The 12,768-nt window shown below is 44.8% G+C and carries 10 protein-coding genes and 1 pseudogene; 8 read left to right on the top strand and 3 right to left on the bottom strand.

The window, feature by feature from the left end:
- Nucleotides 1-565: 565 nt before the first annotated feature.
- The 6 genes and pseudogenes from AB4484_RS03430 to sstT all read left to right on the top strand — a co-directional run bounded on the left by AB4484_RS03430 (nt 566) and on the right by sstT (nt 6,410).
- Nucleotides 566-1,486, top strand: coding sequence for a DUF368 domain-containing protein (locus tag AB4484_RS03430; RefSeq protein WP_017064236.1), 921 nt, complete (start codon nt 566-568; stop codon nt 1,484-1,486).
- Between the two features lie 203 nt (nt 1,487-1,689).
- Nucleotides 1,690-2,130 carry a hypothetical protein gene (locus tag AB4484_RS03425; protein ID WP_372076455.1) on the top strand — a complete coding sequence of 147 codons (441 nt, stop codon included), beginning with the start codon at nt 1,690-1,692 and terminating at the stop codon, nt 2,128-2,130.
- Nucleotides 2,127-2,723 (top strand): SCO family protein, encoded by a 597-nt coding sequence (locus AB4484_RS03420; RefSeq protein ID WP_372076453.1) that lies wholly within the window; start codon nt 2,127-2,129, stop codon nt 2,721-2,723. Before AB4484_RS03425 ends, AB4484_RS03420 begins: the two co-directional genes overlap by 4 nt.
- An 85-nt stretch (nt 2,724-2,808) precedes the next feature.
- Nucleotides 2,809-3,267 (top strand): copper chaperone PCu(A)C, encoded by a 459-nt coding sequence (locus AB4484_RS03415; protein ID WP_372076451.1) that lies wholly within the window; start codon nt 2,809-2,811, stop codon nt 3,265-3,267.
- Between the two features lie 472 nt (nt 3,268-3,739).
- A pseudogene (gene rsgA, locus AB4484_RS03410) lies at nt 3,740-4,804 on the top strand (ribosome small subunit-dependent GTPase A).
- Nucleotides 4,805-5,195: 391 nt separating this feature from the next.
- Complete coding sequence (gene sstT, locus AB4484_RS03405; RefSeq protein WP_048609829.1) at nt 5,196-6,410, top strand: serine/threonine transporter SstT; 1,215 nt, start codon at nt 5,196-5,198, stop codon at nt 6,408-6,410.
- A gap of 172 nt (nt 6,411-6,582) precedes the next feature.
- Here the strand turns inward: sstT and AB4484_RS03400 are convergent, their stop codons facing one another.
- From AB4484_RS03400 to AB4484_RS03390, 3 genes are all read right to left on the bottom strand, one after another.
- Nucleotides 6,583-7,791, bottom strand: a complete 1,209-nt coding sequence (locus AB4484_RS03400; RefSeq protein ID WP_372076449.1) for a tetratricopeptide repeat protein — start codon at nt 7,789-7,791, stop codon at nt 6,583-6,585.
- Nucleotides 7,792-8,088: 297 nt separating this feature from the next.
- Nucleotides 8,089-8,691 (bottom strand): response regulator transcription factor, encoded by a 603-nt coding sequence (locus AB4484_RS03395; RefSeq protein ID WP_372076447.1) that lies wholly within the window; start codon nt 8,689-8,691, stop codon nt 8,089-8,091.
- A gap of 11 nt (nt 8,692-8,702) precedes the next feature.
- Nucleotides 8,703-10,574 carry a PhnD/SsuA/transferrin family substrate-binding protein gene (locus AB4484_RS03390; protein WP_372076445.1) on the bottom strand — a complete coding sequence of 624 codons (1,872 nt, stop codon included), beginning with the start codon at nt 10,572-10,574 and terminating at the stop codon, nt 8,703-8,705.
- Between the two features lie 221 nt (nt 10,575-10,795).
- Here AB4484_RS03390 and dsrO point away from each other — a divergent pair, with 221 nt between their 5' ends.
- Both dsrO and nrfD read left to right on the top strand, forming a co-directional pair.
- Nucleotides 10,796-11,632 (top strand): sulfate reduction electron transfer complex DsrMKJOP subunit DsrO, encoded by an 837-nt coding sequence (gene dsrO, locus AB4484_RS03385; protein WP_372076443.1) that lies wholly within the window; start codon nt 10,796-10,798, stop codon nt 11,630-11,632.
- A complete protein-coding gene (gene nrfD / locus AB4484_RS03380; RefSeq protein WP_372076441.1) occupies nt 11,629-12,759 on the top strand; it encodes an NrfD/PsrC family molybdoenzyme membrane anchor subunit in 1,131 nt (376 codons plus the stop codon). The genes dsrO and nrfD overlap by 4 nt, the downstream gene beginning before the upstream one ends.
- The last annotated feature ends 9 nt before the right edge of the window (nt 12,760-12,768 follow it).

Here is a 12,768-nt window from a genome sequence, read left to right as displayed (position 1 = left end):
TCGAGATTCGAGATTCGAGAAAAACATAAGCTAGTCACCGATGGTGGCTGGCTTTTTTTTCATCTGAAGTTTACAGCTTAAACATGTAGGAACTGGAAAAGAAAAAAGACAATCACCAAACGACAGACAAAAAAATAGCCAACCGCAATAATCGCGATTGGCTCTATATATTTGTGAACAAATCATAAGTTCACTAACAACGTCAGTTGGCTAGGTGACCCTCGGCTTAAGAAGGGTCAATGTATATAATGCAGTTAGCGTGCCAACTTTTATTCGACGTTTTATAAGCCCTGCATCGCATAAAAACCATGAATTTATCATGCGAATTGCAAAGTGCATTTGCATAATGCAACCAAGATGCAATATCGATAAGAGATCAGTTTCATCTCTGCTCTTAATGACAAATCACTAAGTGGTTGTTATCTAAATGTTAGGCAAATATTCACTTCAACTTATTGCGTTACAATTAATAGAGTAATAAAAGCCTTTCCCCAAAAGCATATTCATACTTTTTTTACACTAAAGTTTGTATACTGCACAAAATCATCCTCAACTCTATGAAGCAATGAACTACTTAAGTACTTTTTTCAAAGGCATGGCTATGGGCGCAGCAGACGTTGTTCCTGGCGTGTCGGGAGGAACCATCGCATTCATCACTGGTATCTACGATACGCTGCTAGAAAGCATTCGCAGAATTAACCCTAGCGTACTTGGCTTATGGAAACGCGAAGGCTTCAAAGCCGCGTTTAACCACATCAATGGTTTCTTCCTAATTTCATTGTTCGCAGGCGTATTCACGAGCATTGCGACATTTGCAAAACTGATTTCTTGGTTATTGGTCACTCACCCTGTTCCACTGTGGTCTTTCTTCTTCGGCCTGATCTTGGTGTCGGTTTTCCATATTCTTAAGCAAGTAGAGAAGCGCGATATGATTCGATTCGTGTTTTTACTGCTTGGCGTTGCTTTCGCTTATAGCATTACCGTGCTTAAACCGCTGCAAATGGAGCCAACCAGCATCAACGTATTGATTGCGGGTGCGATTGCTATCTGCGCGATGATTTTACCCGGTATTTCAGGCAGCTTTATTCTGCTCCTGATTGGCATGTATGGCCCCGTGCTTGGCGCCGTTAAATCATTTCAAGTCGATGTACTTGCGCTATTCCTTGCGGGCTGTGTGATCGGACTGCTGACTTTCTCACACGTACTGTCTTGGCTATTGCGTTCATTCCGTGATTTCACATTAGTGTTCTTAACCGGTTTGATGATCGGTACGCTGCCTAAGATCTGGCCTTGGAAAGAGACCATCAGCTGGCGCACAAACTCAAAAGGTGAACAAGTTCCTCTGATTCAAGAAAACCTATCACCGTTTGATTTTGAAGCGGTAACCTCTCAGCCTTCTCAGTTGGTCATGGCGATTGTGATGATGTTTGCTGCGATTGCATTGGTTTTAGGCCTGGAGAAGTTCGCAGAGCGTAACGCTGACTAATCATTCAACGTATTTCTGGAACATGTTCAGAATAGATAGAACTTAGAAATACTAAGCTCACATATCTATTAAACAGACAAAAGCGAAGCCAATGGCTTCGCTTTTTTAGTTCTACCATACGCACAAAATTGCTTTTTGATACAAGCACGTATTGAGGGGTATGATAACATCGCCGCTCTTATAAAATTAGATGAGAACACGACATGCACTCTGCATTAAAGGTTGCTGCTGTTGGGATCGCTCTCGTGGCAGGCTTTTATGGGCCGCAAGCAATTCAGCAGTTTAAATCAGCGATGGAGCATTCAACTGCCGACGTCAACTTGGATGATTACTGCATGCTTTCAACCACATCGTGTGAGCAGGAATCCATTTCAATGTCGCTTGACCGAGAAACCGCGCAGCCTCTTCTACCCACAAAGATAAAGGTAGTTTGGGAAGGTGCAGCCTCTGACACATTAATGCTGTCGCTTACAGGTTTAGAGATGGAAATGGGCTCGGCACGTTTTCAATTAAAAAACATGGGCAATAATACCTATGAAGGTGATGTAATTTTACCTGTATGTACTTTAGACAAGATGACATGGATCGGTGAGCTCACTGATGGTGTCGATACTGTAAATCCGGCAATAAGGATGGCAAGATGAGTAGAAATTGGTCGTTAGCATTGGTTGTCGCTTTTGTCCTTGGCTTTGGCGTTAAAAGTTATCTTGATGGGCAAAACGAAGTTCAAGAACAACACGCTGCAAAACAAGAATTCTCTGCAACAACCCTTTTCGGCAAAGATAACCAGCCAACCGAAATCTTTGACCAAACCGATGACAGAATTCGTATCGTTTACTTCGGTTTCACACGTTGCCCAGATGTGTGCCCGACTTCTCTAGCGATGTTAGCCGGAGCTCTTAACCAAGTTTCTGATGAAGCAAAAGCCAAGATTCGCCCGATGTTTGTCTCTCTAGACCCTGAGCGTGATGCAGCAGAAGCCTCATACGAATACGCACAATACTTCCACCCAATGATGGAAGGATTAAGTGGTCCGTTAGATGTGACAACCACGCTTGCACACAACTACGGTGTTATTTTCAGAAAGACCGAGCTGGAAGGTTCAGAGTTGGAATACACCCTTGACCACAGCTCATATTTCTATTTTTTAAAGCCCGACGGCACCTTGATTACTAAAGTGCCGCATACGTTAACGCCAGCACCAATTGTTGAGGCTATCAACAAGCTGACGCAGTAAAACGTAAAAACAAAGAACTTAACTAATAAAGTTCGAACAAAAAGTCAGGTCCCAGACCAAAAACATAAAAATTAAGGACAACAACATGAAGTTAAAAGCACTTGCTCTAGCAGGCTTATTGCTCACCCCTTTTGCTCAGGCTAGTAGCGACATTATGGTTCACGACGCGTACGCTCGTGCAACACCGCCTTCAGCAGTGAACAGCGCTGTATTCACGACTCTGATGAACCACAGCGATAAAGATCGCGCTATCGTTTCTGCAACTACACCCGCAGCAGGCAAGGTAGAGCTTCATGATGTTATCGTTGATGGCGACGTAATGAAGATGCGCCAAGTTCAAGAGATCACAATCCCTGCGAATGGTGAAGCGGTACTTAAACCAGGCAGCCTGCACATTATGTTGTTCGACCTAAAAGATGGTCTAAAAGAAGGTGAACAGATCGAGATGACTCTGACTTTCGCTAACGGTGAAACGCAAATCTTTGAAGCGCCAGTTAAGAAAGTAATGAGTGGCATGAAAAAGATGAATCACGATCATCACTAATCGGATTCACAATCAATGAAATAAATTAAGCCACGATGACTTCTCGCCATCGTGGCTTTTTGCTAAACTGAGCTCGCTTTTTATTCAAAGCCTGACCACATTAATAACCAAGGAGAAGAGAAGATGATTGTAATGAAAACACTAAAACTGGCAGTAAAAGTAACGCGTTAATTTGTTTGGTTAAGCAAACTTTAATCTCGAACGACCAACTTAAGCCATCGACTGGCTACCGCACACTTTTACCCGGTTTACTATTGATCTGTAAGTGATCAATACCTGCATGCCTAACAACGCATAACTAAATCCGGGGTCCTATCTATTTGAATTCGACCCAAACTCAAAACATTTTTGACGTCTCGATGCTTTTATCTCATCAACGCTTTTTGGTCTCGTCAACAACCTGAGATCTCACAAGATGTTAACTTTAACGCTCTCACAAGAAAAGAAAGCTCGCACGTCTGGGTAAATAAACATGAATTCACAAAACGCATTTTCTCATCCAATGTCACTTCAACAACTTAGATGGCAACCTGTATTCCAACAACAACTGACACTCGAAGACTATGACCATTCCGTCATTGCTCGTATTACCGCGCACCATCGCAGCGGCTATACACTGGCGTCAGGACAAGGCGAAATCGTTCTGCCTATCCATCAAAACCAACCCGCAATGACGGTTGGCGACTGAGTAATCCTGAACTCTGAGCTGCAATTCGACCGTTTGCTCGAACGTCAATCGCTCTTCAGCCGTAAAGCAGCTGGCAGTCGCGTCGCAGAACAATATATCTCAGCCAACATCGACACGGTTTTTATCGTGGTTTCGTTAAACAATGACTTTAATCTAAGCCGTATCGAACGCTACCTAGCGCTCGCCAATGAAGCACAGGTTGAAGCGGTTATCGTACTCACCAAGAAAGACTTATGTGACGACTACGAAGACAAAGTACAACAAGTGCAAAGCTTAGATTCTATGCTGATGATCGAAGCGGTAAACAGCCTAGATCAAGACTCAACTCAAGTCTTGTCACCTTGGTGTAAAACAGGTAAAACCGTCGCTTTGATGGGCTCATCTGGTGTAGGCAAATCTACGTTAGTAAACTCATTGCTCGGTGAAACTCAACAAGCCACGGGTGGTATTCGCGAAGACGACAGTAAAGGCCGTCATACAACCACATCACGCTCGCTTCACTTGCTAACATCGGGCGGCTTACTGCTTGATACGCCAGGAATGCGAGAGTTGCAACTTGCAGACTGCGCCGAAGGCGTGAGTGAAACCTTTTCTGATGTCGAAGAGTTAGCTATGCACTGTCGTTTCTCTGATTGCCATCATGAATCAGAGCCTGGATGCAAAATACGCAAAGCCATTGAGAGTGGTGAGTTGTCTGAAAGACGATTTAATAACTATCAAAAGCTATTGCGAGAGCAAGCCAGAAATGGAGCCTCATTGGCAGAGCAACGTGCTAACAGTAAGCAACTTTCGAAGATGTACAGAACCGTTCAATCAGAAAGTCGAAATCTAAAAAAAGCTTCTGACTAAACCTTTAAGTTAACGACTATAAGCTGTATTTGAGACAAGCTTAGCCCCATAGTGTTAAACACGTGGTTTTTTTTGTTTCAATTTGGTCTTGGTGTGACTATTTATGCACACAATGTTCTTACCAATAGCCGTTTACATTTCCAAATTTACAGTATATTGAGTCTATTAAATGTCATTCTGCAGATTTATAGCTCAATCAAAATACATTAATTTAACATTTAGCTCTAAAAACACCACGTAGCGCAAACAATCACCCTAAAAGTAAACTATTCCTAGACACCCTCTTAGATCCCGCTAATATGACCGCCCATTCCACTAGTGTATAGTCGGATTTGGTACAACTTTATAAAAAGATACATCACTATAATAAATTAACAATTGCAGGTATTTTATGCAAAATCACAACATGCTCGCCCGCATCGCTCGTGGAAATCTCGTTCTACAGATCCTTGCTGGTATTGTTTTCGGTGTCGTTCTCGCCATGGTTTCTCCTTCAGCAGCTCAAGATGCAGGCCTACTAGGTAGTCTGTTTGTTGGTGCTCTGAAAGCTGTTGCCCCAATTTTAGTATTCATTCTTGTTGCAGCTTCTATCGCAAACCAAAAGAAAGGTCAGCATACTCATATGCGTCCAATCATTGTGCTTTACCTGATTGGTACGTTCTCTGCTGCACTGACTGCTGTAGTACTGAGCTTCATGTTCCCAACCACTTTGACACTGGTTGCTGGCGCTGAAGGTGCTAACCCTCCTCAAGGTATCGCGGAAGTTCTTCATACCCTTCTATTCAAGCTTGTAGATAACCCAGTTAGCGCACTAATGAACGCGAACTACATCGGTATTCTTGCTTGGGCAATCGGTCTTGGTCTTGCACTGCACCACGCATCTGCAACAACCAAAGCGGTTTTCGAAGACCTTAGCCACAGTGTTTCACACATTGTTCGCTTCATTATCCGTCTTGCACCATTTGGTATCTTTGGTCTTGTTTCGACAACATTCGCAACAACGGGCTTCGATGCACTAGCAAGCTACGGTCAACTGCTAGCGGTTCTACTAAGCTCAATGCTGATCATTGCACTTGTGGTTAACCCACTGCTTGTATTTGCAAAAACAAAACAGAACCCATACCCACTTGTACTGCAATGTATTCGTGAATCTGGTGTAACGGCATTCTTCACTCGTTCAAGTGCTGCAAACATCCCAGTGAACATGAACCTTTGTAAGAAGCTAAACCTAGACGAAGATACTTACTCTGTATCTATCCCTCTAGGCGCAACGATCAACATGGCGGGTGCTGCAATTACCATCACTGTGTTAACACTTGCTGCTGTACACACAATGGGTATTGAGATTGATATCTTCACTGCGATTCTACTAAGCCTTGTTGCTGCAATTTCAGCATGTGGCGCATCGGGTGTTGCTGGCGGTTCACTGCTGCTTATCCCACTAGCGTGTGGCCTATTCGGTATTTCTAACGATGTAGCGATGCAGGTTGTAGCGGTTGGTTTCATTATTGGTGTGATTCAAGATTCAGCTGAAACAGCGCTGAACAGCTCGACAGACGTCGTGTTCACTGCGGCTGTATGTAAAGCTGAGCAAAACAAAGCTTAATAAGCTCTTAGGTATTCGGCTTTCACTCTAAGCTCTAAGCTCTAAGCTCTAAGCTCTAAAAGTAAATAGCAGATAAATAAAAAGGGAAGCATCAGCTTCCCTTTTTGTTGTCTTGAGTTTCTCGATTAGAGCTAAAACGACCTATCAACCGTACACAACCAATGAGTTCAATTTACTGGTTTCTGTTCCAGTTAGACTGACTGAAATCTAGAGGATCACTATTTGGTGTCGTTTGTATCTCTGTTGATGCTTGCTCGGTATTAGGTTGCTGGCTGTAATCAACATTCGTATCTTGAGCACTCACCGTTTGAGTCTCTAAATGGCTCGCATCTACATTTAGCGCCTCACCTTCTTCATCAGACGCTTCTTTTACTTTCTTAGGAATCGGTATATTGCGCTTGTAGAGCTTGTTGAGCGCTTTAATGATTGAGTGCTTAGTGATTGCTTCTTGGGTCAGCTTAGTCATTATCGGCTTAGTCAGAGCCTGTAAGCCCACGACTGCATCCACACCAAGCTCCCCGCCTACTTTATCTCTCAAATGTTTGGCTTCTGAGTAACCAAAATGAGCTGATAGGAATAACCAGATATACGCGATGGCGTTGCCGTGTTCACCATGGTCGATCCAAGCTTCGCCTGCTCTAAACATCGCTTCTGCACTGTTCTTTTCTGCGGCTGTCTCAAACCAGTAAACAGCCTCACCATGGTTAGGCTCAACACCCACACCGTTCAAGTAACTCATACCGAGTTTGATCTTGCCGTCTAGGTTGTTTTTTTCAGCGGCCTTTTGGTACCACTCGACAGAACTCTCAGCTGAGTAGTCTGGGTTTTCTTTATCGAGACACCAGTCACCGATAAACAGCATCGCTTCGGTATTACCACCAGCCGCAGACTCTTCAATATAGGTATAACCCTTAGGGATGTTCTTATCGGTTCCACGACCAAAGACGAGCGCTTTGCCCATCTCGAATTTCGCCGATACGTCATTGTCTAAAGCAGAGATTGCTAACTGCCAAAAGTTGGCTTTCTCTCTTAAAATGAGGTCTTCTTTGCGCTTCATGCTTAGGCGTACAATGCCGTACATGCCATTGACATTATCGAGTTGCGCCGCTTTGTCGTACCAATACAGAGCTTCCTTAATATTGTTACGTTCTGCTTCTTTTGCCAAATACAGAATCGACGGTACATGACCGGTTTCGGCTTTGAAGTGACGCTCTTTCTGCTCTTGTATGCGCGCTTTTTCAATCGCTTTTCGGTAAGCGACAGCACGAGCCTTACGTTCTTGTTCCAAGCGCTGCTTTCTTAGCGATAAAGAGATCAGCCACACGGCGACAAGTATTAACGAAAGAGCCGTCGCACCAATTGCGATTCCCATTGTACTCATAAAATATTTTAACCTAACTCGGCTGATATCAGCCTCAGTATCGAGGAGTTATCAACCTATAGTGAATGTTTCGAATTAAAGGGAAAAGCGCCGTTATTAAAACGTTCCGCCCTAAAATGAACTCAGTTCAGTATCTCAGGAATACATAACGATAAAAAGTCTACTTAGACCTATCCGTATGCACGCCATAAATGATGTGATCTTGCTTCAATATCGATGACTTATGAAGACCACCACTCATTAGAAAATCAGTAGTAAAGGGAATGATTTTCCACTCTCTATCTCTTACATTTATGGTTAGGTAAGCTGCCCATAAATGTATGCCAACTCAGCGACCGTTTTCGCAGAAAACTTCTTCATCAAACTCGCTCGGTGTACTTCCACAGTTCTCATTGCAATGCACAATTCATCGGCTATTTTCTGGTTACGCTTACCGTCGATAATTTGTTTGAGGATGTCTATCTCACGCTCGGTTAACGACGCGTACGCTTGGCGATACACGTTCAGGTGTAAGTGCTTTTCAGAAGCGTCCAAACCTTGTTTGATCGCCTCAGCTAACTCATTACCTTTAACAGGCTTTTGAAAGAAATTCACCGCGCCGGCTTGTAAGGCTTCAACCGCCATTGGCACATCACCGTGACCCGTCAGATAAATCACCGACAGTGGACTCTGCGCTTTCACCATCAACTCATGAACTTGCTGCCCTCTCATCTCTGGCATTCGGCTGTCTAATACCACACAACCCGGTGCACTCAAATCCACCGAGTCCAAAAAGCTGGGCCCATCTTCAAAAGCTGACACAGTGAAATCATGCTCTTCTAATAGGAACACCAACGAGTCGCGCATCGACTCATCGTCATCAACCACATAGACAGGAAGCCTTTGATGAAGTTCAGACATAACAAGATTCCTTATGAATCATTTGAAAGAGAGAAAGGCAGTGTCACCGCAACATGACACCCATGTGGAGTAAGTGACGTGATCGTCATTTGACCACTGTGATCTTCAATAACATCTTGGCAAATCGCGAGCCCTAACCCCAAGCCGTTTTCTTTGCTGCTCACAAAGGCTTGAGTCACTTCTTGTTCAGTGAAATCTAAGCCCGTTCCGTTATCGATAATCGACAACATTATTTTATCCGGTTGATACTCGGTAATCACTTTAATTGTCGCCGGCTCACTGTTTTTGTTATCAATATCAGACGTAGCGCTTTGTTCGCGATGCAGCTGTGCACTACACGCGTCCGTTGCATTGTTGATCAGGTTTACAATCACCTGTTGCAAACCCACAGGGTCAACATTTAACTTGATAGGTTTGCCCACAGCATAACGTTCAATGGTTATCTTGTGCTTGTGTAATCGAAATTGCAGTAACTCAATGGTGTCTGTAAGCAGCTGCTCGATATCGGTCTGAGATTTCTCTGATGAGCGTTTTTTGATCATGTTTCTCAAGCGCTGGATGATTGCATCTGCACGATCCACTTGAGACTGGATCTTCTCAAATACAGGCTCTATATCAGTGAGCGGTTTGTTCTTCGAAATCCGCAGTAAACCACCTTCGCTATAGTTACGAATCGCTGCCAAAGGCTGATTGATCTCGTGTGCTAAGCTGCTTCCAAGTTCACCAACCACTGCGATACGTTGTGAATGTTCTAGCTGTTCACTCTTGCTTTTCAGCTTGTGCAACGTCGCTTCTAACTGCTTTTTGCTGCGGCTGAATTTGTATTCCAGCCAAAAGTGGTAAGCATTCAGTAACACCACAAGAATAAAGAACGCCCATGCCCACTGTTGATTGTACTTGAGCCAGATTAACGCTTCTTTCCACCAAGGTTGTTGCAGTGGGTGCATGTCGAGTTGTTGATAAAGCTTGTCTATCGAGAGCAAACTTGTCGGTGACGTCCAACCCGATGCATTCGCTGCAATTGCCGGTGCACTGCTCTTAGGCATCGCAAATAACACCTGACTCATCTGTTTGGCCAGTGCCGAAGAAGCCCGCTCTGTTTTGGCGAACGACCAGTTGGGGTATAACGGCGTAGACACTTGGCATCGGAATCCTTCTGGCGCTTGATTCTCGATAATTCGATATTGCCCCGCCACCAGCAAACCTTCACTGATCATGTTCTCAACTAAACAGCTTGGTACGACAGCCGCTTCAATATGTCCTTCACGCAGTTGATACAAACTGGCGTCGATCGGGAAACCTAAAAATTGGGTGTTAGAGAAAAAATGGTTGGGATTAAGCCCTTGTTGCATCACTTGATAACGCATTGTTAGATAGCCGCCAAATGCATTTTCAGATACTGCCGCAATCGGCTTACCGCTCAATTGTTCTAGAGAGATATAAGGTGACATTCTTCTCACTACCAAGGCAGAACCAATACTTCGAGTATTGCTGATGCTTCGATCTTCGAAGTTATGGCTGGTCATAGTCGCCATCCAAGAGAGGTCATATTGACGACCCAATCGTACCGCCTGACCCGGGTTGGTGATGACAAAGTCGACCTCAACACCTTTTACCGCATCAGCCATCTCTTCTAAGTTGAAAGGCTTGAGAACAAAGTGTTTGCCGGGAATGCGCTCCGACAACCAATCCATCGTCGGCTGCCAGCGCTGCTGCGCAGAAAGCTTGCCTCGGATAGCCAGCACACCGACCTCAATAACCTGTTCTGACTCAACAGTGCTTGTCGTTGTAATCTCTTGCTCCGTTTGAGCGGCTAAACACATTCCTGCAGTTAGGCTCAACCAACAAAGGCTAACGATTGATATTAGGTTTCGGACTGTCACTAAAATCTCTTTCTCCACACTGACGGCATGTTCACACTCAAATAACGCATTGAAGACACGTTAAATAGAGCCTTTAAACAAAGCATAACAGCTAGATTGGTAAAACCACATTTGTTCTAGATCAACTTTGATCTGGGTATGTGGAAATCCACAATACCCCGCGTACGCCCAAAATCTGACAATGATCCCAACAGATAGAATACCCATTTATAGGTACCAACATGGACTCATTGAAAAGACGGTTTCTCAGCCAATTCGGTAAGGTTTCCGCTGGTGCTGCGCTCATTCCCATTGCCGGAATCAACACCGCAGTCGCAAGCACAGTCATTCGCAATAACAACCAACCTGACCGCAAAGGCGAAATAGGTAAACGCTACGCCATGGCGATTGATTTACGTAAGTGCGTTGGCTGTCAGGCGTGCACTGTTGGCTGTAGCGTTGAAAACCAAGCACCAATTGGCCAATTCAGAACCACAGTAAAACAGTATGAAGTCTCACTTGATGATGGTTCGACTGCTCAGCAAGACGTGAAATCATTCATGTTACCTCGCCTATGTAATCACTGTGACAACGCCCCCTGCATCAAGGTTTGTCCTGTTCAAGCGACCTTCCAGCGTGAAGATGGGATAGTGATGGTCGACAACGAACGCTGCGTAGCCTGTGCTTATTGTGTTCAAGCCTGCCCTTACGATGCTCGCTTCATTAATAACGACACCCTTACCGCTGACAAATGTACTTTCTGTGCACACCGCCTTGAAGACGGCTTACTGCCTGCTTGTGTAGAAACCTGTGTCGGTGGCGCGCGTGTCATTGGCGACCTTAAAGATCCAAACAGCGAGATCAACCGTCTGCTCAATGAAAACCAAGACGACATCAAGGTGCTTAAGCCAGAGCAGAATACCAACCCTCATGTTTTCTATATCGGCATGAACGAGCGTTTCGTTAGTCATATCGAAGGTCAGCCTGCGATTTATGATCCAGCCGCCATTGATAACTCATCCTCTAGCAAACAAGACTTGGCAATCGCGACACAAGGCAAACAAGGAGAGACAGCATGAATATCACCGAGGTGTTAGTTCCCGCTCAAGAGATCGCTTGGCTACCGTGGGCGGTTCAGTATTTCTTCTACATAGGTTCAGCTTACGCGGCGGCTATTCTGTTTTTGATTGCACTGATATTCAAAAATTCTACCAGTCACCAATTCCGTTCAGCGCTTGTGCTTGTGATGGCCATTGGCGCGATTGTTGGACCATTAGCCCTCACTGGTGACTTACACCAACCCGGACGTGCGTGGCACTTCTACGCTCACATCACACCTTGGTCATGGATGTCATTAGGCTCTCTGTTTCTACCTTTGTTTTCTGGTCTGGCTGTTGCGACTGCTTGGGTTTACCTGCGTGATGACATCGCACAGCTTAAAGAGAGTGAAAACCCACTTCTAAAGCGTCTGTCTTGGTTAACACTGGGCCAATGGCAGGTATCGAAAAAAGTGATGATTGCATTAGCCGCTGCAACTGCGTTATCAGGCTTAAGTATCGCGCTTTACACAGGTGCCGAGATTGCAATTTTGGCGAGCCGCCCGCTTTGGCATCAACCGGCTTCTCCGCTGCTTTGGTTTACGACCGCATTCTTTGCTGCAACGGGCTTAACGCTGTTGATTTGGGCTTTGTTGCCATCTGCCAAGCCAAACTTAAAACCAACAGACCTCGCTCTAGTACAAAGAACCATTACGTTAACGGGTGGTCTTGCCATCATTCTTACATCGATTTGGGCATCTAACCATGGTCACTTCAACCTATATGAGAACGACGGTTGGGGCATCAATTTAGGCATCATGACCACCAGCATTTTGCTGTGCATGATCTTAGTGCTGCCACTACAACGCCTATCGCAAAGTAAGCTAGGAATTATCTGTGTTGCGCTTGCGACCATCGTTTCAGCATGGGCGGTACGTTGGGTCACCATGATGGAAGTTCAAACCATTCCCCGTTTTGATGTGGGTGCATTCCCTTATGAACTGCCGATGGGTAGCGCAGGATTACTCGGCATTGTTGGTATCTGTGGCCTTTGGCTAGCACTTGCGTTGTTCGCCTCTGAGATCGTGTCTACTGGTTCTGCACCAAAGACAACATCGAAGCCAAACCAAAATACACCTTCACCACTTAACCGCTCACATAGCTTGTAGTCTGAGGAA

It is taken from the genome of Vibrio sp. 10N.261.46.A3, from assembly GCF_041472995.1.
Lineage (GTDB): Bacteria > Pseudomonadota > Gammaproteobacteria > Enterobacterales > Vibrionaceae > Vibrio > Vibrio coralliirubri.
This window is presented reverse-complemented; position numbering and strand designations above follow the sequence as displayed.

Coding starts and splice junctions, on each gene's coding strand:
- AB4484_RS03395 (WP_372076447.1), bottom strand. CDS start 8,691: ATGTCTGAACTTCATCAAAGGCTTCCTGTCTATGTGGTTGATGACGAT.
- sstT (WP_048609829.1), top strand. CDS start 5,196: ATGCAAAATCACAACATGCTCGCCCGCATCGCTCGTGGAAATCTCGTT.
- AB4484_RS03425 (WP_372076455.1), top strand. CDS start 1,690: ATGCACTCTGCATTAAAGGTTGCTGCTGTTGGGATCGCTCTCGTGGCA.
- AB4484_RS03415 (WP_372076451.1), top strand. CDS start 2,809: ATGAAGTTAAAAGCACTTGCTCTAGCAGGCTTATTGCTCACCCCTTTT.
- AB4484_RS03430 (WP_017064236.1), top strand. CDS start 566: ATGAACTACTTAAGTACTTTTTTCAAAGGCATGGCTATGGGCGCAGCA.
- nrfD (WP_372076441.1), top strand. CDS start 11,629: ATGAATATCACCGAGGTGTTAGTTCCCGCTCAAGAGATCGCTTGGCTA.
- AB4484_RS03420 (WP_372076453.1), top strand. CDS start 2,127: ATGAGTAGAAATTGGTCGTTAGCATTGGTTGTCGCTTTTGTCCTTGGC.
- AB4484_RS03400 (WP_372076449.1), bottom strand. CDS start 7,791: ATGAGTACAATGGGAATCGCAATTGGTGCGACGGCTCTTTCGTTAATA.
- dsrO (WP_372076443.1), top strand. CDS start 10,796: ATGGACTCATTGAAAAGACGGTTTCTCAGCCAATTCGGTAAGGTTTCC.